This is a genomic window from Collinsella provencensis, from assembly GCF_900199705.1.
GTDB lineage: Bacteria > Actinomycetota > Coriobacteriia > Coriobacteriales > Coriobacteriaceae > Collinsella > Collinsella provencensis.
In genome coordinates this window covers 864702-887870 of the sequence record NZ_LT904908.1, presented here as the reverse complement: position 1 = coordinate 887870, position 23169 = coordinate 864702, and the positions used below count along the sequence as shown (strand labels likewise).

Sequence of the window (23169 nt, the reverse complement as noted above, 5' to 3'; positions counted from 1 at the left end):
AAAATGAGCGCTGAGGGTGACGTATTCGGTTCGATTTTGCGCGAGGTGCTTTTACCCCTCGATAACGACCACACGGTTCTCGCTCGTGACGAGCTCCTTAACGGCGATCGTCGCGCCGAGGTACTTCTCGACCATCGAGGCCAGCTCATCGGTTGCGGCACGGCAGTCCTCAACGCGCTCTGGGTCAACGCACTCGACGATGAGGAACGCGTTGCGCGTGGCATCGGTAAGCGCTGTGCGGACGCCATCGCGCCAGTTCCAGCAGCGGCACACGGCACCGGCATCGTCCACGTAGCAAAGCTCACCCGGCAGAGTCGGATCGTTCTCGGCATTTTCGCCCAAGGGAATAAACGCATCGCCGCCCTCGGTGATGGTCAGACGCAGGTCGCCTTCGAACGTGTCGATGTCCTCGCCGCCGAGGGGCAGGGCATAGCGGAGCGACACGGTGTTGTAGATATCCACAGAAGGGGAGATGGAACCCACGGGATTGCCCTTGAGCACGCGCTTGAGCAGGTTTTCGATGGAGCAACGAGCACCACGCTTCGTTTTGAATTGCTGATAAGCCTGGCGCCAGACGCGAACAGGTGCGTTTTCGGAGAGGGTGTTGCTCTCGAAGTGTTTTTCGGCTTGTGTGTTGGCGCGGTCAAGTAGGCGGCCAATCTCGGCGACAGCTTCTTGATCAACTTCGTCAGGCGACTTCATGTTTTGCGCGACAACGACGCCAAAAGAAGCGCCGGGGAACAGATTCCAAAAAGAGTCTTCGGTGACAAATCGTTTCATGGATTCCTCCCAAACCAAAACCTTGTTGAGGTTGAAAAAAGTATAGCAAAACGCTTGTCTTGGAGCTGACTCCAGGGTTTAAGGTGAAACACGATCCAAGAAAAGGCACCACGTTTGCCCACGCATTCACAAGGCGGTAAACGGTGCATGTTGAAAGGGAGTATCTATGGTGAAGCAGACAGCGGGTCGTACCCAGCTGGGCGGTTTTGCGCCCAAGTTCGCAGAGCTCAATGACGACGTATTGTTCGGTGAAGTTTGGTCGCGCGAGGACAAGCTCAGCCCCAAGCTGCGCTCGATTGTCACGGTGACGACGCTCGTGGCCAAGGGCCTGGTAGACAGCTCGTTTGAGTACCACCTCATCTCCGCCAAGGAAAACGGCGTGACGCGTACCGAAATGGCAGAGATCCTGACCCATGTGGCGTTTTACGCGGGTTGGCCCAACGCATGGGCGGCGTTCCGTATGGCGGTGAAGGTGTACGGCGCCGAGGCTCCCGAGGACGAGGTCGACTTTGCCCCCATGTTCGGCGTCGGTACGTTCAACAGCGCATATGCCCAGTACTTCAAGGGCAACTCCTACCTCAATCCGCTCACCGATCCCAAAACGCAGGGCATTGGCATATCGAATGTCACATTCGAACCGGGATGCCGCAACAACTGGCACATCCACCATGCCACGCAGGGTGGCGGTCAGATGCTCATCTGTACCGACGGTCGTGGTTGGTATCAGGAGTGGGGTAAGGAACCGCAGGAGCTCACGCCGGGTTCCGTGGTGTATATCGCCCCAGGCGTGAAGCACTGGCACGGCGCTGCTGCCAATACGTGGTTTGCGCACATCGCGTTTGAGGTTCCGGGAGAGGGCTGCTCCAACGAGTGGCTCGAGCCGGTGGAGGACGATGCGTATCCGCAGGAATAGCGCACTTCTACACAGAGCCAGCACATCACGATACAACGCAAGGGTAGGGCGCGATCGCGCAAAGGTCGCGCCCTACTTTTGCTCCCGCTTGGCAATGAGCTCGTCGTAATGGGCGATTTTGTAATCCAGGCGGTCAAGTCCCGCCTGGATTTTATCAAGGCGCTTTTGCGCTTCGACGCGTTGCTCAATGAGGATGGCTTTGCGTGCCTCAAGCGTTGAGTCGCCCTCGTCAAACAACTGCATATACTCGATAAGTGCCTCGATGGACACGTTGGCGCCGCGCATGCATTTCACAAACGAGATGCGGGCACAGTCTTCTTCGCCGTAATCGCGAACGCCGCTCGCGTTGCGTTTGACCGGGCGCAAAAGTCCAATGCGCTCGTAGTAGCGCAGGGTGTCCGCGCTGATGTCGTACTGTTCAACAACTTCCGCAATGCGCATGGGTGCCTCCTTGAGGGATGCGTGCAGGGGTTTCGTGGTCTGCAAACAGGAGTATCGTAACCCTTTGAGCGGACTCAAAGGCAAGAGATGCATGCGAAAAAAGTTCTTGAGTTGGAGCTGACTCCAGGGAATACGATATGGGCGACAACCGTGTCGATGCAGTAACAGGAGGAAGCATCATGAAGAATCTCGTGGCATTTTTCTCGGCAAGTGGCGTGACGAGGGGCGTGGCGGAGCGTTTGGCTCAGGCGGCTCAGGCCGATCTGTTCGAAATCGCACCCCAGGTTCCCTATACGAATGCAGACTTGGATTGGACCAATAAGCGCAGTCGCAGTTCCATCGAGTCAAACGACCCGGCTTCGCGTCCAGAGATTGCGGGCATGCCAGATAACCTGGCAGAGTATGACACGGTGTACATCGGATTCCCCATTTGGTGGTACACCGCTCCGCACATTATCAAGACGTTTTTGGAGGAGGGTGACTTCTCCGGTAAACGCGTCGTGCTGTTTGCCACGTCGGGCGGCTCGGGCATGGGCAAAACGCAGCGCGACCTCGAGCCGTCTGCGCCGGGTGCCCATTGGGTCGCGGCAAAGCTTTTGAATGCCCGTGTGTCGGAGGCAGAGCTTACCACGTGGGTAAAGAGCCTGTTCTAACTGCTTGGAGCACCTTCGTTTGGAGGCTTGAACGCGCCTTCGAATGCGGGGAAAACGAGGCAAGACGATTGACAAGCTATCACGACCGCGTGAAAGGATTGACATGCGCTATACGACCTTGGGTCATTCCGGAATCACTATCTCTCCCATATGCATCGGTGGCATGAGCTTTGGTGAGGCGAGCCCTGATTTCCATCAGTGGACGCTCGATGCCGCAGGTACGAAGGGCGTTATCAAACGTGCGCTTGAGCTTGGCATCAACTTCATCGATACCGCGAACTGTTACGCGTTTGGCACGAGTGAGGAGTACATCGGTGCCGCCCTGCGCAATTTGGGCGTGCGTCGTGAGGACGTCGTGCTCGCAAGCAAGGTGTTCTTCAATGAGGGACATCTGTCGCGCGAGGCCATTAATCGGGAAATCGAGAGTACGCTCAAACGTCTGGGCACGGATTACCTCGATTTGTACATCATCCATCGCTTCGACTACGGTACGCCCATCGAGGAGACCATGGAGGCGCTTGATGCTTTGGTTCGCGCAGGTAAGGTGCGTGCGCTCGGCGCAAGTGCCATGTACGCTTACCAGCTGCACAACATGCAGCATGTTGCCCAGCAGAACGGCTGGACGACGTTCACGAGTATGCAGAACCACTACAACCTGCTCTATCGAGAGGACGAGCGCGAGCTGATCCCCGTGTGCCGCCAGTTTGACATGGCGCTCACGCCTTACAGTCCCATGGCTTCTGGTCATCTGTGCCGTTCCACGTGGAATTCGGACAGCAAGCGAAGCACGACGGACTCAACCATGCGCAATAAATACGATGCTGCCGAGGCGATGGACATGCCCATCATCGCGCGCGTGGCCGAGCTGGCTGAGCGCCATGGTGTGTCGATGGCGCAGATTGCCCTGGCATGGCATTGGGCGCGTGGTGTCGAGGCACCCATCGTCGGCTGTTCTAAACCGGAGCGTGTGGATGAGGCCGTGGCGGCACTCGATGTGTCGTTGAGCGATGAGGAGCTCGCCTATCTCGAGGAACTGTATGTTGCCCATGAACTAGTCGGTCCGCAGGCGCGTCCGGGCGAAAAGCCCCTGGCGGGCACCACTACGCCCAAGCTTGTCTCAACGCTTCGATAACGGAATAGATGGGACGGGAACACAAGGTTGCAGGCTGGCGCTTCGTCAAAACTCCGGTGTCTCAACGTTTCGATGGCGGAGCGGCGAGACGGGGCTTCGCCCGAAGAGTTGCTGCTGTCTTGACTTGCGTTGATAGCGGGACCGGCAGAGCGGAGTTATGTTTGCAAGGATGCCGCCCGTGAAAATTTCCGTGAGAATTCTAAAACACAAGAGGGTATAAGGGACCTAGCGAAACGACAAATCGTAGTTCGCCCCCCGCTTCTACCAGCAAAATGGTCCGGTGAGTTTAGTTGCCGGGCACGACAGCGGTAGGCGGGGGGCGGAGTGCGTCGATGGTCATCTAAGAAAGGCGGGTCCCCATGCTGTTTGGGAAGAAAGCGACCGACGGCGAAGAGCTCGAAATGGGCGAGGAGCAAGCGGATAAACAAGCAATTGGAGCTGTTTCTGCGGGGGATTCGGCAGGTGGGCTTGAATCTACTCAGAGCGCTGATTTTGGTTCCAGCGCCGACTCGCGCCCGGCGCGAACGCAAACGCCAAGGACCGTTCAAGGTACCGATTTTGGTTCCATCGATAATATCGCCCCTGCCCCTGCGAAATCCGTTGACGCCGTTGGTTCCGTTCCCAAGTCAGTTTCGATAGAAAGCGACGATTTCGCCGAAGAAGATGCGCTTGATGCCCCCGCCGAGGAACTTATCGCGTTTATCCAGGAAAGCCCGAGTCCTTTCCACGCGGTTGCGGCGATTCGCAAGCGCCTTGATGCGGCGGGATTTGCTTATGTGCCCGAGAATGCTGCATGGAATGTAAAGCCTGGTGGGCGGTACTACACACAGCGCAACGGATCGAGTGTCGTCGCGTGGAGTGTGGGCGATCAGGTCGGGCGTGCGAAGCGCGGGCTCCAGCTTGCTCGCGCAAAATCGACGGGTGTGCCCTACAGCTTTAAACTCACGGCGTCTCATTCCGATTCACCCACATTCAAGCTGAAAAGCGCTTGTGAGCTCGACAATCAGGATGGCTATCTGCGTCTCGACACCGAGGCTTACGGTGGCATGATCGATTACACCTGGTTCGATCGCCCCTTGTCTTTGGCGGGCCGTGTGTTGGTGCGCGATGGTTCGCGTATCGAGAGCAGGTTGGTGGCACTCAACCGCGACGTTGCCCTCATCCCAAGTCTCGCCATCCATATGAACCGCAGCGTCAACGACGGCTTTTCACCCAATCGTGCGAGCGATTTGCTTCCGATTATTTCAGCCGGAGACTTGTCTGCGGGTTCGCTGAATGTCATCTTGGCCGATGCCCTCGATATCGATCCCAGTCAGATCGTCTCGCATGAGCTCGTTTTGGTTAATCGTCAAAACCCCTGCGTGTGGGGTGCGACGAACGAGTTCGTGAGCTCTCCCAAACTCGATGACCTTATGTGCGCGTTCACCTCGCTCAAGGCATTTCTTGCGCATGCCACGGCACCCATGAAACCTGGCCGTGCGTTTTCCAAGACGAATCAAACGTCGAATGACATTGCGGTATATGCGTGTTTCGACAACGAAGAGGTCGGTTCCGAGACCAAGCAGGGCGCCGCGTCGACATTCCTGTATGACGTGCTTAGCCGCGTCAATGCCAGCCTTGGCTATACGGACGAGGATTTGCGTCGCGCGTTTGCCGCCTCGATGCTCGTGAGCTGCGACAACGCCCATGCTGTGCACCCCGCTCATCCCGACCTTGCCGACTCGCTCAACCGTCCTCGCATGAACGGGGGCCTTGTGATTAAAGAGGCTGCCAACCAGCATTACTGCACCGATGCATTGAGCCGTGCGGCACTGATGTCCGTCCTCGATGATGCTGGTGTGCCGTATCAGTCGTTTGCCAATCGCAGTGACATGGCGGGTGGATCAACGCTTGGTAACATCTCAAACATGCAGGTAAGTGTGCATGCCGTGGATGTTGGCTGCGCCCAGCTCGCCATGCATTCCAGCTATGAAACAGCTGGCGCTCGTGATGTCGAGCATGCCATCGAGGCCTTCACGGCGTTCTACAACGCGGATATTCGCATCGATGGTGCCGACGCGATTATGCTGGGATAGAGCCGTCTCGCTGCACGTACACTAGGCTCGTTGAAGGCGGGTCATCCAGGTTGCACAACCGTGGGCGACCCGCCTATTGCTGGGCATTCGCAATTCATCGGATGAGATTCCTATACCGATCATGCACAAGCAATCTGTTTTTCTGGGCGAAAACAGATTGCTCGCACCTTAAAGCACCCGCGTAGGTTAACGGCGATTCGCTCAATTTGCAGTTTGTAGGAGATGTCCAGATGGACCTAGTGGATGAAATTCGTCCAAACGGCCGTCTCCTGTCTGGGGAGTTCGATTCCCGCGACGCGCCCCGCTTCAAGGCATTTGAGCATCCACGCCATGTTTCGACCCAGTTGACGCATGGTCCACAAGCCCTCTTCGTCCTGTTCGACCTCGTCGGCCTTGGCACCGTGCACGTTGTTCCAGTATCGCGAGCTCACGATGGGCATCTGGGAGATGGTAAAGAACTTCTGAATGTCATCGAGGGCCACGGTGGTTCCAGCGCGACGGGCGGATGCGACGGCGGCTGCAGGTTTGAAGCGGAAGGGATTCTCTATACCATTGCGGCCGCTGGAGTAAAAGAGGCGATCCATAAAACCAAGGAGGGAAGCGCCCGCGTGCGCATAGTGCACCGGTCCTCCGAACACAAAGCCGTCAGCATCGAATGCCAACTCGCGGAACTCGTTAACCTTGTCGTCAAAGACGCACTTTCCAAGCTTGTCGCAGGCTTTGCAGGCAATGCATCCACCGATGGGTTTGGCGCCGAGCCAATAGATCTCGCTTTCGATTCCTTCAGCTTCGAGCGTGCGTGCCACTTCCTCGAGCGCTCGATTCGTGCAACCGTTTTTGTGCGGACTTCCGTTGACCAGTAAGACCTTCATGAATGGCTCCCATCTCTCGCTCAAAGGATTGCGCATGTACGTCATCCAGTTACGTTACACCCAGCATCACGTTCTGCGCCAAACGCGTCTAAGTTTGCGCTTGCCCTCCCAGTGGTTATGAGTATACTAGAACAAATGTTCGATTGGAGGAAGAAATGGCGTTCGATTTCAAAAAAGAATTTAAGAGCCTGTATGGCGTGAAACGGAAGCCGACGCTTGTTGACGTGCCTCCAGCGACATACCTGGCAGTGGCGGGAACGGGAAATCCCAACGAGGAAAACGGTGCGTATGCGGAGGCGCTGAGTTTGCTCTATGGGCTTTCGTACACCATCAAGATGTCGAAAATGGGAGAGTGGCAGCCGGAAGGGTATTTCGACTACACCGTTCCACCGCTCGAGGGTCTTTGGTGGGCAGGTGAGGGTGCTTTCAACGGTGCTCAGATTGCCGATAAGGATGCACTTTCGTGGGTGTCGCTCATCCGCCAGCCGGACTTTGTGACTCCTGACGTGTTCGAATGGGCAAGTGAAGTCGCCGCAAAGAAGAAGCCGCAGCTGGTAGACGGTTTGAATGCGGGAAAGGCTCATTTGGTTCGATTTGTGGAAGGGCTGTGCGCGCAAATTACGCACGTGGGGCCTTATGATGACGAGCCGGCGACAATCGCCCAGTTGAGCGATTTTATTTCCTCTGAGGGGTTGCGTGAGGATATCTCAGAAGGTGGAGAATCTCCGGTTGGGCATAGTGCGACGGATGTCTTCGACGGTGAAGAGGTGCTCAAAGCGTTGAACACCAGTGATGGTGTCCCTGTGGTTCGACTTCATCATGAGATCTATCTTGGCGATCCGCGCAAGACGGCACCGGAAAAGCTCAAGACGATCATTCGTCACCCGGTTGCCGCCTGCTAGATCGACAACGTTTGAAGCCGCAGCGAACCGAATGAAAATCGCTGGTAAACTGTTATAAAGCGAAAACTTTTTGAAGGGGAGGCGATCATGGACCAGGTGCGGTTTGCCGTTATTGGTACGGCCATGATTTCAGACAACTTTATCGATGCGATCGGTATGTGCTCGCGTGCGTGCTACGTGGGAAGTATGGGATCCTCTCCGGAAAAGTCAAAGCTTGCGACTGAAAAGCATGGTGGTGAGCGTGCATTTGCGAACCTTGATGAAATTGCGTCGTGCGAAGAGGTCGATGCGGTGTATATCGCGACGCCTAACTCGCTTCACTTTGAGCAGGCGATGCGACTCGTAGATGCGGGCAAACATGTGCTAGTTGAAAAGCCCATTGCAAGCGATGCGGCCAAAGCCAAGAAACTCTTTGATGCCGCGCTCGCCAATGGCGTAGTCGCCTTGGAGGCGATGCGCCCTGTTCACGATCCGGGTATTGCGAAGATTCGCGAGCTGCTGCCTCGCGTTGGCAGACTGCGTCGTATGAATATGCGTTTTGGCAAATATTCCTCGCGTTTCGACAACTTGCTCTCGGGTTCATACACCAATGTTTTCGATGCCCGTGCAGCAGCTGGCGCTCTTATGGATATCGGTGTCTACCCAGTCGAGGTTACGGTGGCGCTCTTCGGTAAGCCCGATAGTGTGAGGTGCATGTCGGTGCTGGCTCCAAAGGATTGTGAAGAGCTCACCGGCGGTGCTATCGATGTGACTGGAAACATTTTGGCGCAGTATGGCGAGGCGATGGCAGATATCGCGTACTCCAAGGTGACGCAAGACCTGTTGCCCTCTCAGATTGAAGGCGAGCTCGGTACCATCACGTTCGAAGGTATCGAGGCTCCTCGAACAGGCAGTCTTCGCGTGCGCGGCAAAGCGGTTCGCAATGCTGCCGCGTCAACTGTGCGCAGCTTGGGCGATACCGATGAGGAAATCGAGTTCATTCCATGCGACAACACTATGATTTACGAGCTCGAGGACTTTGTTGCTGCCGTGTTCGGCGAATGCGATCTTGAAGAGTTCGAACGCATTTCGCTTACATCGCTCGAAATCATGGATGAGGCGCGGCGTCAGGGCGGCATCGTATTCCCCATGGATGACGAGGAATAAGGCACGGAGGCGCTATACTCTTTGCTTGCTGTAAACGAGAAGGACCGCTCGTGACCGTGCGTCTGGTGAACGGTTCACGCTCTTTTGGATTGATGAAAGGACTGCCCATGATCAAGGAGCTCGTACGTGACGAGGCCATTCTCTCGACACCTTGTGAGCCTGCCACCATCGAAGACGTTGCTGTTGCACAGGATCTGGTGGACACGCTGCTTTCTATTGAGGACGGTGCCTGCCTGGCAGCCAATCAGATCGGTGTGACCAAAGCCATCATCGCGCTTGCCGACGACGAGGGGAACACGCTTGTGATGTTCAATCCCAAGGTGCTGTTTGGCATGGGTGCCTTCAAGGCGGAGGAGAGCTGCCTTACGCGTGACGGCATCACCAAGGTGACGCGTTTCATGAAGATCAAGGTTTCCTACGAGGAGCTGGTCGACGGCAAGCTCAAGCCTCGCAAGCGCGATTTTGTCGAGTGGCCGGCAGAGCTCATCCAGCATATGTGCGATCACTGCAAGGGCAAGCTGATTTAGAAAAAGAGGCCGGGATGTGATGTCCCGGCCTCTTCATTGTCTGCTGGATTATTTGCTGGAATAACTTGCGATGGCAAGACCTGTCAGGCAAGACCTGTCAACGTGGAATCCGTTGTCACTGTTTGCGGCGCAGTTTGACGGCGGTGCCGCTGCAGGCGGTCATGATCATGTCGGTGAAGGTTTCGTAGCCAATGGACGCGCCCACGATGGCGTCGGCCCCGAGTGCTTCGGCGCGCTGTGACATCTCGGCCAGTGCGCTCTCGCGAGCGGTCTGCATCTCGTCCTCGTAGCCGGCTGAGCGCCCACCGAAGACGTTGCGCAGGCCTGCGCCGATGTCGCGGAACATGTTGATGCCGCTCACTACCTCGCCTGACACGACACCCAGATACTCGGTGATTTCGTAACCGTCGATATTGTTGGTGGTGGTAATGGTAATCATGCGCTCTCCTTTCAAGAGCTGGTGTTAGATTACTTGTACCCAATGCGCGTTATCTTGAGCTGGGAATGTGGAAATACCGATGGATTTGATGGGTATTATCTACGAGCAGATGGACAAATGGCGCGAGTTTGGCTGCGGGCACCTCGAAGTCCGATGAGCTAAGCGCAGCGAAGGATTGAAACAGAGACATGCGGTGGGGCGGTTCTCAACCTCAAAACCGCTGCAAGGAGGAATGACGATGAGCGAAGCGATGCTTCAAGGTCTGGGCTGGGCGGCACTCGGCTGCGGGTCTACCTGGCTCATGACAACGGCCGGCTCGGCGATGGTGTTTCTGTTCAGGAAGGACAACGAATCGACGCATCGCATTTTTCTTGGCTTTGCAGCAGGTGTGATGATCGCGGCGAGCGTATGGTCGCTGCTCATTCCGGCTATTGAGCAGGCAGAAGAGGCGGGAACGATTGGGTGGATTCCTGCGGCGGGCGGTTTCTTGCTCGGCGTGGCGTTTCTCATGGCGCTCGACACGTTCTTACCGCACCTTCATATGGAGGAAGATGAACCCGAGGGCCTTGTCTCAAGTTGGAAGCGGACCACGCTGCTCGTTTCCGCCGTGACGCTGCACAACATCCCCGAAGGTATGAGCGTGGGCCTACTGTTCGCCATGGCGTCCCAAGCCACGGGCGCAGCGGCGACGTCTTATTTGGGTATGGCATTTGCCCTGGCAATCGGCATCGGCTTGCAGAACTTCCCCGAGGGCGCGGCCATCTCGCTTCCGCTCATGCGCGAGGGCATGAGCGGACGCAGGGCATTCGTGCTCGGAAGCCTTTCTGGTGTCGTCGAACCGATTTTCGGTGTGGCGGTCGTGCTGGTCAGCGCGCAGATCACGCCGTTCATGCCGTGGCTTTTGTCGTTTGCGGCAGGCGCCATGATCTACGTGGTGGTTGAAGAGCTCATTCCCGAGGCGCATCTGGGTACGCATTCCAACGTGGGCACGCTCGGCGTGATTGCGGGGTTCGTCGTCATGATGGTGCTTGACGTGGCGCTGGGCTAGCGGATGTCGTATTGCTAAAACAATTCCAGATGGGCTGCGGAGATCTTAGAGATCTTCGTTGCCATGGGTTAATTGTCATGAGTTAATGCTTCCGTTCACCGATAAAAAACAACCGTTCAACCGCGGCCGCTGAAAATCCTGGCATGCATGAAGGTTGACGCGCTGCGTGAGATGGTCCATACTGCGCTACACGCAACGTTTGTGACTCCTTGAGGCTTGTCGTCGCGAAAGTGATTTCGGACAGCCCTGGGAGTTTTTTTTGTTGCGAGGTGAGCTCATTGAATCTAATTTCCAATCAAGTTAATCAGGGGCTGCGCCTTGCGTTTGCGTGCTTCCTCCAATCGATTTCGAATAATTTCCTGTTTACCCGCGTGAGCCGTGGTTGTGCGATTGTTGATATTCCGGCCCATATGATGGCGTCGCGTACTTCAACGGCTTCTGGTGTATTTGTTGCTGGTGTTTCCTTCGGCTCGTCTTTTGGAGGACGAGCATGAAGGTAATCAAGAACATCAACAACAACGTGTCGCTCTGCCTTGATAGCGCGGGAACTGAGGTCGTAGCGTTTGGTAAGGGGATCGGTTTCCGTACACCTCCGTACGAAATCGACGTCTCTCAAATCGACAAGACGTTTTATGGCGTGAAAGAAGCCTACGCCACGATGATCACGGATGTTCCCATGGAGCTCGTTGAGGCGGCGGACGATATCGTGCGTTTCGCCCGCAATCTCATCGGCGACGGTTTTAATCCACACATCACCTTTACGCTGGCAGATCATATCAATTTTGCCGTAGAGCGCTGCATCAAGGGGATTGAGTTTCTACTTCCCATCGATCAGGATGTCCGTTTCATGCTCGAGCATGAGCTGAAGGTTGGACAGTATGGGGTCGAGCTGATTAACAAACGCTTTGGCGTCACGTTGCCAAAAGGCGAGGAAGTGTATATTGCGCTGCATATCGCAAATGCCGAGCTTGAACACGGAACCATCGATAACGGTGACGAAGCAATCATTGCTCGCATCGTCGAGATCGTTGAACGCGATTTCGATACGAAGATCGATCAGGATTCCGTTGGGTATTCGCGTTTTGTGTCGCATATGCGCTATCTATTCCGTCGTTGTCGCGATGGTGAAAGCATGGCGAGTGGGAACGCCGATTTGTTCGGTCAACTTGCTGTTGCATATCCCGATGTTCATCGGTGCTGCGAGCATATTCGGACGTACCTCGATCGCGCACTTGGTTTCAGGCTAACGGATGAGGAATGCGTGTATCTCATATTGCATATCAACCGGCTCCGGGCAGGGGAGGGAAGGTGACCGAAAGGGCCTAACGCCGGAACTACGCGTTTTGCTGGCGCGATGCCCAGAAGGGCTACATAGTATCTGTGAGGATTGTTACCGCTTATGTGGGCTTGACCTCCGATTCGTACGCAGGGGATGCTGCATCCCTTGTGCACGTTCGGAGGTTTTTTAGTATGTGCTGCACCCTCGGGTGCAGCACAGGGCCTCTGGTCGGTTTTGCTCGAGAGGGGAGTAACGCATGTCGAGCAAAGACAAGTTTGCCGCTATGGCAAACAACATCGTTGGCCTCGTGGGAGGCAAAGACAACATCACGTGGTTCACGCACTGCGTGACGCGCCTGCGCTTCACCGTGAAGGACCGCGGTTTGGTGCAGAAAGAGGAGATCGACAAACTCGGCGGATCCCTCGGTTCTCAGTGGTCGGGTGACCAGTTCCAGGTCATCATCGGCCCGGATGTCGATGACGCATACCGCGCGGTGTGCGAGGCAAACGACATCGCCCCGCAGGATGCCGTGGACGAGAATCTTGACGGCGATATGACACCCAAGCAGAAGCTTACGTGGAAGAACGCGCTGACCACCGGTATCGCGACGATTTCCGGTACCATCGCCCCGCTGATCCCGATGCTCTGCGCAGTCGGTATGCTCAAGGTCGTTCTTGCCCTGTGCGGCACGCTCGGCATCATGACTCCCGAGAGCGCGACCTACATCACCATCGACTTCCTGTCTGACGCCGGTCTGATGTTCTTGCCGGTTGCCGTTGGCGCCTCTGCGGCGAAGAAGTTCGGTGCCGATATGTTCATTGGCATCATGCTCGGTGCAGCGCTGATTCACCCGACGTTCCAGGCCATGGTTGCCGACGGTAACCCTGGTTCTATCTATGGTATTCCCATCGCCCCGGTGAGCTATCTGTACAGCATTTTCCCCATGATCTTGACGATGTTCGTTGCGAGCTACGTTGAGAAGTTCTTCAACAAGCATATTCACCCGACGGTCCGCCTGGTCTTTGCTCCGGTGCTCACCCTTTTGGTGGTTGCTCCGTTGATGTTCTGCGTGCTTGGTCCCCTCGGCTCCTTCCTGGGTTCCTTCCTCGCCAATGGCGTCATGTTCATTTACAACCGTGTTGGCTTCCTGGCAATCGCACTGCTTGCCGCTTTCGATCCGCTCATCATCATGACCGGCATGCACCTGGCATTCGACCCCATCACGCTCAACATGTTTGCAACGCAGGGCTTCGACCCGCTGATGGGTATCGCTCAGATTGTTCACAACGTTGACGAGGGCGCCATCGCCCTGGCCGTCGCGTTCCGTTCGAAGAACAACCCCGCGCTCCGTGCTGAGGGCATTTCCTGCGGTATCACCGCCATCATCGGCGGCATTCCCGAGCCTTCGATCTTCGGCTTCACGATGAAGTACAAGGGCCTGCTTCCCGCCATTATGATCGGTAACTTCTGCGGCGGTCTCTACGGCGGTCTCATGCACGTTCTGCGTTACGCCTACGGCGGCGGTAGCGTGCTCGGCCTTGCCGTGTTCATCGACCCCAATCCGTGGAACCTTATCCACTGCATCATCGCGTTCTGCATCGGTTTTGTGGTGACGTTCATCGCCGCCTGCATCCTCTACAAGCCTGAGGAGCTTGGTGCTCAGGATTCTGAGGAAGTTGCCGGCGAGATCGCCGGGAGTGTTGCGGCATGAGTGACGCTACGTTGAAGTCGTTTCCCGAGGGCTTTCTGTGGGGTGCCGCGTCTGCGGCAAACCAGTGTGAGGGTGCATGGGACGTCGACGGTAAGAGCGCGAGCATCGCAGACTGCTTGACCATCGGTGGCATTGATCATCCGCGTTTGATTACGCTCGATATCGATACGGATCAGTATACGTACCCTTCGCATCGTGCCGTTGATTTCTTCCATCGCTACAAGGAAGACATTGCACTGATGGCGGAGATGGGCTTCAAGGCGTTCCGCATGTCCATCAACTGCACGCGCATTTTGCCCACGGAGCACGGCGAGCCGAATGAGGCGGGTCTTGCCTACTACGAGGACGTGTTCCGCGAGTTGCGCGCACATGGCATCGAGCCCATCGTTACGCTCTGCCATAACGATATGCCCCTCGAGTTCACGCGTGAGTTCGACTGCTGGGCCGATCGCCGCGCCATCGATTATTTCGTGCGCTTCTGCGAGGTGTGCTTCGAGCGCTACCGTGGCTTGGTGAGCTATTGGCTCATGTTCAACGAGCTGAATCTGTTGACGCAGGTTTCGGCAACATGGCTCCATGCGTGCTATTGCAACGAGGGGACGACGTCGTTCGATGATCAGGTCGACGATCCGCGCAAGCGTTTCCAATCGTTGCACCACCTGTTCGTTGCGAGCGGCCTGGCCGTTATGCGCGGTCGCAAGATCGACCCGTCGTATCGCTTTGGAACGATGGCGTCTATTTCGCTCAACTACCCGCACACGTGCAATCCCGATGACGTGTTCAAGGCACAGCAGGCGACGCAGTTCGACTCGTTCTTCGTCCCGGACGTTCAGGTGTTCGGAGCGTACCCGTTCTTTGCCAAGCGTTATTTTGAACGCAACGGCATCGAGCTTGCGATTGAAGACGGCGACCTCGAGGCGATTCGCGACGGTCACGTCGACTTCCTGAGCTTCTCGTACTACGGGACCGGATGCGTTTCGACGACCGAAACGGGTGAGCGCATGTACGGCAACTCGTTCGAGAGCGTGCGCAATCCGTATCTCGAGACGACCGAGTGGGGTTGGGGAATCGACGCGGTTGGTCTACGCACGACTCTGAATGCGCTGTACGACCGCTACCATGTTCCATTGCTCATCGTCGAGAACGGTATCGGCGTGTCCGAGGAACTCGTTCCGGACGGAAAGGGTTCGTACACCGTCAATGACGACTACCGCATCGATTTCTTACGCAAGCACATCGAGCAGATGCACTTGGCCGTTGACGATGGGATTGACCTGATCGGTTATACCGCGTGGACCGCTATGGATCTGGTGAGCTTGGGAACGGGCGAGTTCAAAAAGCGCTATGGGTTCATCTTCATCGATTGTGATGACCAGGGCGAAGGTTCGCTCGATCGCTACCGCAAGAAATCGTTCTGGTGGTATAAGCGCGTGATCGAGACGAATGGTGAGGACCTGGAAGGACCGATTGATGCCTAAGAACGATTCTGTCGTTCGACCTGAGGAGGTGCGCTGCTCTGGTGCGGCGCACCTTCTTTTCGGACGTACATCTATGCTGGTGCGCTGTTGCCTGTGCTTTGGATGCTCCATTGCGCTGGTCAATGACAGTTTGAACTTGTTTACCGCTCCCGTCTCGGAGGCGCTTGGGGTCGGAATCGGGGATTTCTCTCTGATCCTGACAATCGTCAACTTGGTGAGCGGCGTCATGGCGCTTGTCGTTCCGCACTTGCTCGACCGATTACCGTTGAGAATGGTGATGGCCGGCGGCGTGGTGCTCGCGTCCGTGTCTTACGTGGCCCTTGTGTTTGTACCGAATATCATGTGGTTTTATCTGGGCGCGGTGGCGATCGGCATAAGTGGTTGCTGCTTTTCCACCATTCCCGTCACTTACGTTCTCCAGTCGTGGTATGGCGCGAAAAACGGCTTTGCCGTTGGTATCGCGATGGCATGTAGCGGCATGATCGGCGCCATATTCAGCCCGATCATCGGCTGGTTGATTGAGAGCATCGGGTATCAGTTCACGCTTGGCGTGCTTGCAGCCGCGTTCGTGGTCATTGCCCTACCCAGCGCGTTAACTGTGCGTTTTGGGCCGGAAACGCTGTATGAACATGCGGAGTCGGATGCAACGGACGTCGAGGTGTTCAGCGAACGCATGCCCACTGTTTTGTACCTGCTGCTGATGGTTTGTGTTGCATGCTTCTCGTTGTTGGTCGCGTTGTCGGGACACCTTTCGATTATCGGTTTGGATCTTGGTTTTGACTTGGCATCTGCCTCCCTGTTGGTGTCGAGCTCGCTTGTTGCAAGCGTATTTTTGAAGGTGCTGGTAGGGTTCCTTGCAGATCGCATCGGTTCGATTCAGGCCGTTGCACTTAGTTGCCTGTGTTCGGTGACGGGAGTTGCAATTCTTGCCGTTGCGGGCGCATCACTGCCTCTCGCGATGGCGGGTGCGTTTTTACTGGGCGGTAGCGCTGCGTGTCATACGGTGGGGCTGACGCTGATAACCCAGTATGTGGCGGATCAGGACTTCAAGCGGGTTTTTTCCCACGTCACGGTTGCTGCCTGTTTGCTCTATGCGATTTTTGTCTGGCTGCTCGGCGTGCTTCGCGATGTGTTTGGCGGCTATGGGTTCGGTATTGCGCTGACGTTTGCAGTTGGGTGTGCCGCACTCATGCTGTGTTTTGTGCTTGCGCATGCACGCAAGGCGACGTTGCGTGCTGCCTAGCGTTTACGGGTCGTTTCCTGTTCTTGGGTTGAGCTGCACGGCAAGATGAATGCCGTATCATGGGGTGGCAAAACTGAAATCTATAAGGAGCCACCCCATGGATGGCAAAAGCTAAAACCCACAAGGAGCCGCCTCATGATCAAAATGTTCGCCAGTGACCTCGACGGAACGTTGCTCAACCTTCTGCATCAGACCGATCGCGTGATTCGCGAGTCCATCCAGGAGATACTTGAGCAGGGCATTCGCGTGGTTCCGGCGACGGGGCGTATCAAGGCTCCCGAGGGACAGCAGGGCTTTTCCGGCCTTGCCGTCGATCAGATCGGTGCGAACGGCTCTATTATTTGGGATAGCAACGGGGAACTGCTCAAGTCCTTCCCCGTTGACCCTGCTTTTGTCGAAGATATTCTCAAGACGTTTCCCCAGGTTTGCTTTGATTGCTATGCGCCCGACGGCATTTATTCCACAGGCACTTTGGAAGAGCACGAAGCAGGGTTCAAGCGCGATAGTATCTTTCGTCAAATCATCATGCGCGGTATGCGCGCGAAGGGTCGCGAGTTCAAGCGGCATTACTTTGAGCAGTCGTTGGGCGACATTTTGGAACACGAGGTTTGCAAGGTGAATTGCCGTGTCCTCGATCCGGCCCTCGAGCGCGAGCTCAAGGCGTACCTTGCCGATCATGCTGATACCGTGGTGAACGCGCCGTTCAATCCTGCCCTGTTTGAGATTACCGATCGCGCGTGTAACAAGGGCGCGTCCGTGGCGTGGCTCGGTAGCTATTACGGTATCGATGAGGACGAGATTGCGGTTTATGGCGATGGCGGGAATGATATTGAAATGTTGCGTCGTTTCCGTCATTCGTATGCGACGGCGAATGGAATGGATGCGGCAAAAGCTGCAGCAAGCGAGACCATTGGACATTGTGCGTTCCATGCCGTGCCGAAGCACATGCTCAAAACCCTGCGCAAGCAAAGCGGCAGCGTGATCATTCCCTAGGATAAAAGCCTGGATTATATGCGGTTGTTTTGAACTCGCTTGAATACGAGCGAGCCTCTTCGGCGTGCCGATTTCATGTTGATGCACACCATGTGCAATAATACACAATTCGTGTAATAGCAACATGAAAGGGGCGCCATGCCTTCCATTGCGGAACCTTCGCTGCACCACGTACAGGCACATGCCGCAACGCGGGCGGACGGGACCGACCGAGGACGCGCTACGACCTCGCCCTGTAAGTCGGATCGCCGTAGCCTACGCTCCCAGCGCGCGCTGCAGCGTGCACTTGCCCAAGAGCTTGCGATGGGCGAGGATATCGCCCATCTGAGTGTTGCCACGCTCACCGAGCGCGCGGGTTTGACGCGGCGCACGTTTTACTCTCATTACAGGGACATCCCGGACTTCATCGAGCAGGTGGAGCGCGTTTTGCTCGAGGAGATACGCGAACGCGTGCACAATTTCAGCGAGCTCACGCTGCCCGACCTCTACAGGAGCATCGATGAAGTCGAGCCTGCTCCCGGCGCCGTTGAGCTGCTGCAATATCTGGCGGATAACCGCGAGCTCATCGGATCGCTGTTGGGTACCGGCGGAGACCCGGCGTTTATCGAGAAAATCATCGAAATGGTGCGCGGCGAGGTATCTCAGCGTATGCAAACGGGTATCTTTCCCGGCGTACTAAAAACATTCTTCGATTATTACCTCACTTCGGTGGTGGCATCCGAGGTGGGTGTGGTACAGCGGTGGTTTGCCACGGGCTGTCACGAGTCGCCCAAAACGATGGCGTGCATCATGACCGTCATCGCGTTTGTCCGTCCCGGTGATCTCTATGGCATGCCCATCGACATCAACGTGCCGAAATACGGCTTGAAGCTGTTCGAGTTGAACGTGGACAACTTCGACTTTGGCGGGACTGTTGCCTCGCGTGACTTTGCAAACGTGAACGCACTGAGTGGCGCTTCCAACCAGACGGAAGAGGAGTAGCTATGGCAGAGAATATTGCTGATATGAACGATGTGAACGAGCAGGCGCCGCAGGTGCCCGAGGGCGCGATTTGGAATCCGCAGAATTCGAACGGCCAGCTTCACTTGGGTATCGACGTGGGCTCCACCACCGTTAAGCTCGCCGTGCTCAATGATGCCAACGAGATCGTGTACGCCAAGTATCAGCGTCACCACACCGATGTGCGTGCCTGCGCGCGCGACCTCTTTGCCGGCGTGGTAAACCTGATGCCCACCGAGCAGATGACCTGCGCCATTACGGGTTCGGGTGGCTTGCTGCTCTCGCAGTGGCTCGGGCTCGAGTTCGTGCAGGAAGTCATTGCGAGCAAGCGCGCCGTTGAGACGCTCATTCCGCAGACGGACGTGGCAATCGAGCTCGGCGGCGAGGATGCCAAGATCATCTATTTCGATAGCGGTATCGAACAGCGCATGAACGGAACGTGTGCGGGCGGCACCGGCGCGTTTATCGACCAGATGGCGACACTGCTGCATACCGACGCCGCGGGCTTGAATGAGCTCGCCAAGGGCGCAACCATCATCTACCCCATCGCGAGCCGTTGCGGTGTGTTCGCCAAAACGGACGTGCAGCCCCTGCTCAACGAGGGCGCTCGCCCCGAGGACGTTGCGGCGTCCATCTTCCAGGCCGTGGTGACACAGACCATCTCCGGCCTTGCATGCGGTCGTCCCATTCGCGGGCATGTCGCCTTCCTCGGCGGCCCGCTGCAGTATCTCTCTGAATTGCGTCGTCGTTTCTATATCACACTTAACCTCGACGACGAGCATATCATCGTGCCTGAGAACGCCCACCTGTTTGTGGCATCCGGTGCCGCCATGGCGCACGAGTCGGACAAGCTCGCCACGTTCCCCGAGCTTATCGCGGCCATCGACAATTTGGGTGACACGCAGGGCGATGAGGTAGCGCGCCTCGATGCGCTCTTTGCCACCGAGGAGGACTTTGCAGCGTTCAAAGAGCGCCATGACCGCGAGGTGGTGCCGCGCGGTGAACTCGAGGGGTACCAGGGTCGTGTGTTCATCGGTATCGATGCGGGTTCCACTACCATGAAAGCCGCGATGGTGGGCGAGGACGGCCAGCTGCTGCACACGTGGTACGGCAACAACAACGGCGACATCCTGGGTACGGCCAAGACCATCATGGCCGACTTCTACGCGCATATCCCCGCAGGTTGCAGCATTGGGCATGTGACCACGACGGGTTACGGCGAGGCGCTGCTCATCGAGGCTCTCAAGGCCGATTCGGGCGAGATCGAGACAGTGGCGCATCTGCGCGGAGCGCGTGCGTTTTTGCCGGGCGTCGAGTTCATCCTCGACATCGGCGGCCAGGACATGAAATGCCTGCGCGTGCGTGACGGCGTGATCGAGCACATCATGCTCAACGAGGCATGCTCGAGTGGATGCGGCAGCTTTATCGAGAGCTTCGCCGTGTCTATGGATATGGATGTCCGCGCGTTCGCGGCCGAGGCCATCAAGGCGAAGAGCCCCGTTGACCTGGGTAGCCGTTGCACCGTGTTCATGAACTCCCGCGTGAAGCAGGCGCAAAAGGAAGGCGCCACGGTGGGTGACATCGCTGCCGGCCTTTCGTATTCTGTCATCAAGAACGCCCTGTTCAAGGTCATCAAATTGCGTGATCCCAAGGAGATCGGCACCCAGGTGATCGTCCAGGGCGGTACCTTTATGTCTGATGCCACGCTTCGCGCGTTCGAGCTGCTCACCGGCGTGGATGCCATCCGTCCGGACATCGCCGGCTGCATGGGTGCGTACGGCGCGGCTCTGCTCGCGCGCGACCGCGCCGGCGCGGGGGGCACTTCAACTATTCTCTCGACTGACGAGATCATCGGTCTCACCGTGACGCAAAAACACGTGCGTTGCGGTCGTTGCTCTAACAACTGCCGTCTGACCATCAACGACTTCGGCGGTGGACGTCGCTTCATCACCGGAAACCGCTGCGAGAAGGGTGCGGGTCATCGCAAGGCAAAGACCGAGGTGCCAAACCTGTTCGCCCGCAAAAACGATCTGCTCTTCAACCGCGATGTGCTCGCTCCCGAAGAGGCACCGCGCGGCACGGTGGGTATCCCGCGCGCGCTCAACATGTACGAGAACTACCCGTTCTGGCACGCGTTCTTCACACGTCTGGGTTTTAGCGTGGTGCTTTCGGACAACTCGAGCAAGGCCACGTACGAGGCGGGCATCGAGTCCATGCCGAGCGAGAGCGTGTGCTATCCCGCCAAGCTCAGCCACGGGCACATCATGAATCTCATCGCCAAGGACCCCGATTTTATCTGGATGCCGTGCGTGCGTTGGGAGCGCAAGGAGGATCCCACCGCGGGCAACTGCTACAACTGCCCCATCGTGATGAGCTATCCCACGGCGCTCGGTCTGAATATCGACGAGCTGGGGGAGAAGCACGTCGAGTTCATGTACCCCTTCGTGCCGTATCACGACAAAATCGAACTCAAGCGTCGCCTGTATGAGCTGCTCGCAGTCGAGCGCGTGGCGGATGCTGAGGCGGGTCGCGGGCGCGTGCGGGGCCCCAAGATCACGCGCACCGAGATCGACGCTGCCGTAAACGCAGCGTATGAGGCCGACGCGCGTTTCCACGAGGACATCCAGACCATGGGCGAGGAGACCATGCGTTGGATCGAGGAGCACGGCGGCCATGGCATCGTGCTGGCGGGTCGTCCGTATCACAACGACCCCGAGATCAACCATGCCCTGCCCGAGCTCATCGCGAGCTTTGGCTTTGCGGTGCTCACCGAGGATTCCGTGGCGCACCTCATCAAACCCGAGCGTCCCATTCGCGTCGTTGACCAGTGGATGTTCCATAGCCGCCTGTACGCGGCGGCGCGCTTTGTGACCATGCGCAACGACCTCGATCTTGTGCAGCTCAACTCGTTTGGCTGCGGTTTGGACGCGCTTACCACCGACCAGGTGCAGGAGATTCTCGAGGCGTCCGGCAAGATTTACACGGTGCTCAAGATCGACGAGGTCAGCAATTTGGGCGCGGCGCGCATCCGCATCCGTTCGCTGATGGCGGCGCTCAAGGACCAGGAAGCCGAGCGTGCGGCGGAGGCAAAGGCTGCTGGTACCGAGCTTGTTCAGGGCGATGCCGCGCCAGTTGGCCCCAGCGAGGATGCTCCCGTGTTCGCCACGCGCAAGTACGCGCTTTCGGCTCAGCGCAAGGCGCAGAGCACCGCATGGGAAAAGGTGCCCTTCACCGAGGAGATGAAGGAAGCGGGCTATACCATTTTGTGCCCGCAGATGGCGCCCATTCACTTCGACCTCATCAAAGAGGTGTTCCACGCCGCCGGCTACAACCTGGAGCTGCTTCCCTCCACCGACCGCGGGGCCGTTGAGGCGGGCTTGCGCTACGTGAACAACGACATCTGCTATCCGTCCATCCTGGTGACGGGTCAGATTATGGAGGCCATCGAAAGCGGCAAGTACGACCTGTCGCGCACCGCCGTGGTGATCTCGCAGACGGGCGGCGGATGCCGCGCCACCAACTACATCGCGCTCATCCGCAAGGCACTGCGCGAGAGCGGCAACCCGCAGATCCCCGTGATCTCGCTTTCCGCCGTGAAGCTCGACGAGAACAACCCCGGTTTCAAGCTGAGCGTTCCCATGCTCAAGGCCTGCGTGTACAGCGTGCTGTTTGGCGACCTCATGATGCAGATGCTCTACCGCTGCCGTCCGTATGAGGCAACGCCGGGTGCCGCCAACGAGCTGTTCGAGCGTTTCATGGACCGCGCGCGTCACATGGCGCCCGGGTTCACGCGTCGTTCGTTCACGCGTCTCTCGCGTGAGGCGATTCAGGCGTTTGACACGCTTCCGCTGGTAAACGAGGGCACCAAGCCGCGCGTGGGCGTGGTGGGCGAGATTCTGGTCAAGTTCCACCCCACGGCGAACAACCACGTGGTCGACGTGATCGAGGCCGAAGGCTGCGAGGCCGTGGTGCCGGGTCTGCTCGACTTCTTCCTGTATTCCATGAGCAATTCGCAAGTCCAGCGCGATGAGCTGGGCAGCTCCACCAAGGATAGCGCGGCAATGGAGGCTGCGATCGGCGTGGTGGATTGGATGCGCAAGCCGGTTGAGGATTTGCTTGAGAAGTCGAAGCGTTTTGAAAAGCCGGAGCCCATCTCGGCGATGGCCGATAAGGCGTCGCAGGTGCTGAGCCTTTGCAACAACATGGGCGAGGGCTGGTTGCTTACGGCCGAGATGCTCGACCTGATCGACCATGGCGCACCGAATATCATCTGCACACAGCCGTTTGCGTGCCTGCCCAACCACGTGGTGGGCAAGGCCGTGATCAAGGAGCTGCGTCGTCAGCATCCCGAGAGCAACATCGTTGCCGTGGACTACGATCCGGGTGCGAGCGAGGTCAACCAGCTCAATCGTATCAAGCTCATGATTAGCGTGGCGAAGGAGAACATGCGCGCGGGCAAGGGCTTTATGATGGAGCCGATTGCACTCGAGCGTCGCGATTCGGTGACAAGCCGGCTGAAGCCGCACCATCGCGCGTAG

20 protein-coding genes are annotated in these 23169 nt (G+C 57.2%); 16 read left to right on the top strand and 4 right to left on the bottom strand.

The window, feature by feature from the left end:
- Positions 1-51: 51 nt before the first annotated feature.
- Positions 52-780: a B3/B4 domain-containing protein gene (locus C1711_RS04075; RefSeq protein WP_102337909.1), complete on the bottom strand. Its 729-nt coding sequence runs from the start codon at positions 778-780 to the stop codon at positions 52-54.
- A 166-nt stretch (positions 781-946) separates the two neighbouring features.
- Here C1711_RS04075 and C1711_RS04070 point away from each other — a divergent pair, with 166 nt between their 5' ends.
- Positions 947-1693, top strand: a complete 747-nt coding sequence (locus C1711_RS04070) for a carboxymuconolactone decarboxylase family protein (protein WP_102337908.1) — start codon at positions 947-949, stop codon at positions 1691-1693.
- A gap of 72 nt (positions 1694-1765) precedes the next feature.
- Here C1711_RS04070 and C1711_RS04065 read toward each other — a convergent pair whose 3' ends face one another.
- Positions 1766-2134, bottom strand: a complete 369-nt coding sequence (locus C1711_RS04065) for a MerR family transcriptional regulator (protein WP_102337907.1) — start codon at positions 2132-2134, stop codon at positions 1766-1768.
- Positions 2135-2271: 137 nt separating this feature from the next.
- On the opposite strand from C1711_RS04065, the gene C1711_RS04060 reads away from it, so the two are divergent.
- From C1711_RS04060 to C1711_RS04050, 3 genes are all read left to right on the top strand, one after another.
- Positions 2272-2787 carry a flavodoxin gene (locus C1711_RS04060; RefSeq protein ID WP_234346223.1) on the top strand — a complete coding sequence of 172 codons (516 nt, stop codon included), beginning with the start codon at positions 2272-2274 and terminating at the stop codon, positions 2785-2787.
- A 103-nt stretch (positions 2788-2890) separates the two neighbouring features.
- Positions 2891-3919: an aldo/keto reductase gene (locus C1711_RS04055; protein ID WP_102337906.1), complete on the top strand. Its 1029-nt coding sequence runs from the start codon at positions 2891-2893 to the stop codon at positions 3917-3919.
- Positions 3920-4278: 359 nt separating this feature from the next.
- The gene (locus C1711_RS04050) at positions 4279-5994 is read left to right on the top strand and encodes a M18 family aminopeptidase (protein ID WP_234346222.1); all 1716 of its coding nucleotides are present in this window, start codon (positions 4279-4281) and stop codon (positions 5992-5994) included.
- A gap of 236 nt (positions 5995-6230) precedes the next feature.
- Here C1711_RS04050 and C1711_RS04045 read toward each other — a convergent pair whose 3' ends face one another.
- A complete protein-coding gene (locus C1711_RS04045) occupies positions 6231-6866 on the bottom strand; it encodes a flavodoxin family protein (protein ID WP_102337905.1) in 636 nt (211 codons plus the stop codon).
- 155 nt (positions 6867-7021) lie between these two features.
- On the opposite strand from C1711_RS04045, the gene C1711_RS04040 reads away from it, so the two are divergent.
- The 3 genes from C1711_RS04040 (at position 7022) to C1711_RS04030 (ending at position 9441) form a co-directional block, all read left to right on the top strand.
- Positions 7022-7768 (top strand): GyrI-like domain-containing protein, encoded by a 747-nt coding sequence (locus C1711_RS04040; protein ID WP_102337904.1) that lies wholly within the window; start codon positions 7022-7024, stop codon positions 7766-7768.
- An 87-nt stretch (positions 7769-7855) separates the two neighbouring features.
- Positions 7856-8914, top strand: a complete 1059-nt coding sequence (locus C1711_RS04035) for a Gfo/Idh/MocA family protein (RefSeq protein ID WP_102337903.1) — start codon at positions 7856-7858, stop codon at positions 8912-8914.
- A gap of 107 nt (positions 8915-9021) precedes the next feature.
- The gene (locus tag C1711_RS04030) at positions 9022-9441 is read left to right on the top strand and encodes a peptide deformylase (RefSeq protein ID WP_102337902.1); all 420 of its coding nucleotides are present in this window, start codon (positions 9022-9024) and stop codon (positions 9439-9441) included.
- A gap of 115 nt (positions 9442-9556) precedes the next feature.
- Here the strand turns inward: C1711_RS04030 and C1711_RS04025 are convergent, their stop codons facing one another.
- Positions 9557-9880: a YbjQ family protein gene (locus tag C1711_RS04025; RefSeq protein WP_102337901.1), complete on the bottom strand. Its 324-nt coding sequence runs from the start codon at positions 9878-9880 to the stop codon at positions 9557-9559.
- A gap of 238 nt (positions 9881-10118) precedes the next feature.
- On the opposite strand from C1711_RS04025, the gene C1711_RS04020 reads away from it, so the two are divergent.
- From C1711_RS04020 to C1711_RS03985, 9 genes are all read left to right on the top strand, one after another.
- Positions 10119-10928 (top strand): ZIP family metal transporter, encoded by an 810-nt coding sequence (locus C1711_RS04020; RefSeq protein WP_234346221.1) that lies wholly within the window; start codon positions 10119-10121, stop codon positions 10926-10928.
- Between the two features lie 278 nt (positions 10929-11206).
- Positions 11207-11422 (top strand): hypothetical protein, encoded by a 216-nt coding sequence (locus C1711_RS07720; RefSeq protein WP_159060047.1) that lies wholly within the window; start codon positions 11207-11209, stop codon positions 11420-11422.
- On the top strand, positions 11419-12240 hold the full coding sequence (locus tag C1711_RS04015; protein WP_102337900.1) for a PRD domain-containing protein: 822 nt from the start codon (positions 11419-11421) through the stop codon (positions 12238-12240). Before C1711_RS07720 ends, C1711_RS04015 begins: the two co-directional genes overlap by 4 nt.
- A gap of 223 nt (positions 12241-12463) precedes the next feature.
- A complete protein-coding gene (locus C1711_RS04010) occupies positions 12464-13918 on the top strand; it encodes a PTS transporter subunit EIIC (protein ID WP_102337899.1) in 1455 nt (484 codons plus the stop codon).
- Positions 13915-15396: a glycoside hydrolase family 1 protein gene (locus C1711_RS04005; RefSeq protein ID WP_102337898.1), complete on the top strand. Its 1482-nt coding sequence runs from the start codon at positions 13915-13917 to the stop codon at positions 15394-15396. The genes C1711_RS04010 and C1711_RS04005 overlap by 4 nt, the downstream gene beginning before the upstream one ends.
- The gene (locus C1711_RS04000) at positions 15389-16639 is read left to right on the top strand and encodes an MFS transporter (RefSeq protein ID WP_159060046.1); all 1251 of its coding nucleotides are present in this window, start codon (positions 15389-15391) and stop codon (positions 16637-16639) included. Before C1711_RS04005 ends, C1711_RS04000 begins: the two co-directional genes overlap by 8 nt.
- 135 nt (positions 16640-16774) lie before the next feature.
- Positions 16775-17632, top strand: coding sequence for an HAD-IIB family hydrolase (locus C1711_RS03995; protein ID WP_102337896.1), 858 nt, complete (start codon positions 16775-16777; stop codon positions 17630-17632).
- Between the two features lie 138 nt (positions 17633-17770).
- Positions 17771-18613, top strand: a complete 843-nt coding sequence (locus C1711_RS03990) for a TetR/AcrR family transcriptional regulator (RefSeq protein ID WP_102337895.1) — start codon at positions 17771-17773, stop codon at positions 18611-18613.
- A gap of 2 nt (positions 18614-18615) precedes the next feature.
- Positions 18616-23169 (top strand): 2-hydroxyacyl-CoA dehydratase, encoded by a 4554-nt coding sequence (locus C1711_RS03985; RefSeq protein ID WP_102337894.1) that lies wholly within the window; start codon positions 18616-18618, stop codon positions 23167-23169.

Excerpts from the sequence above, each read along its gene's own strand:
- C1711_RS04010 (WP_102337899.1), top strand. The coding sequence starts at position 12,464 with ATGTCGAGCAAAGACAAGTTTGCCGCTATGGCAAACAACATCGTTGGC.
- C1711_RS04015 (WP_102337900.1), top strand. The coding sequence starts at position 11,419 with ATGAAGGTAATCAAGAACATCAACAACAACGTGTCGCTCTGCCTTGAT.
- C1711_RS03995 (WP_102337896.1), top strand. The coding sequence starts at position 16,775 with ATGATCAAAATGTTCGCCAGTGACCTCGACGGAACGTTGCTCAACCTT.
- C1711_RS04055 (WP_102337906.1), top strand. The coding sequence starts at position 2,891 with ATGCGCTATACGACCTTGGGTCATTCCGGAATCACTATCTCTCCCATA.
- C1711_RS04035 (WP_102337903.1), top strand. The coding sequence starts at position 7,856 with ATGGACCAGGTGCGGTTTGCCGTTATTGGTACGGCCATGATTTCAGAC.
- C1711_RS04030 (WP_102337902.1), top strand. The coding sequence starts at position 9,022 with ATGATCAAGGAGCTCGTACGTGACGAGGCCATTCTCTCGACACCTTGT.
- C1711_RS04060 (WP_234346223.1), top strand. The coding sequence starts at position 2,272 with ATGGGCGACAACCGTGTCGATGCAGTAACAGGAGGAAGCATCATGAAG.
- C1711_RS04065 (WP_102337907.1), bottom strand. The coding sequence starts at position 2,134 with ATGCGCATTGCGGAAGTTGTTGAACAGTACGACATCAGCGCGGACACC.
- C1711_RS03985 (WP_102337894.1), top strand. The coding sequence starts at position 18,616 with ATGGCAGAGAATATTGCTGATATGAACGATGTGAACGAGCAGGCGCCG.
- C1711_RS04050 (WP_234346222.1), top strand. The coding sequence starts at position 4,279 with ATGCTGTTTGGGAAGAAAGCGACCGACGGCGAAGAGCTCGAAATGGGC.
- C1711_RS03990 (WP_102337895.1), top strand. The coding sequence starts at position 17,771 with ATGCCTTCCATTGCGGAACCTTCGCTGCACCACGTACAGGCACATGCC.
- C1711_RS04045 (WP_102337905.1), bottom strand. The coding sequence starts at position 6,866 with ATGAAGGTCTTACTGGTCAACGGAAGTCCGCACAAAAACGGTTGCACG.
- C1711_RS04005 (WP_102337898.1), top strand. The coding sequence starts at position 13,915 with ATGAGTGACGCTACGTTGAAGTCGTTTCCCGAGGGCTTTCTGTGGGGT.
- C1711_RS04000 (WP_159060046.1), top strand. The coding sequence starts at position 15,389 with ATGCCTAAGAACGATTCTGTCGTTCGACCTGAGGAGGTGCGCTGCTCT.
- C1711_RS04020 (WP_234346221.1), top strand. The coding sequence starts at position 10,119 with ATGAGCGAAGCGATGCTTCAAGGTCTGGGCTGGGCGGCACTCGGCTGC.
- C1711_RS04025 (WP_102337901.1), bottom strand. The coding sequence starts at position 9,880 with ATGATTACCATTACCACCACCAACAATATCGACGGTTACGAAATCACC.
- C1711_RS04040 (WP_102337904.1), top strand. The coding sequence starts at position 7,022 with ATGGCGTTCGATTTCAAAAAAGAATTTAAGAGCCTGTATGGCGTGAAA.
- C1711_RS04070 (WP_102337908.1), top strand. The coding sequence starts at position 947 with ATGGTGAAGCAGACAGCGGGTCGTACCCAGCTGGGCGGTTTTGCGCCC.
- C1711_RS04075 (WP_102337909.1), bottom strand. The coding sequence starts at position 780 with ATGAAACGATTTGTCACCGAAGACTCTTTTTGGAATCTGTTCCCCGGC.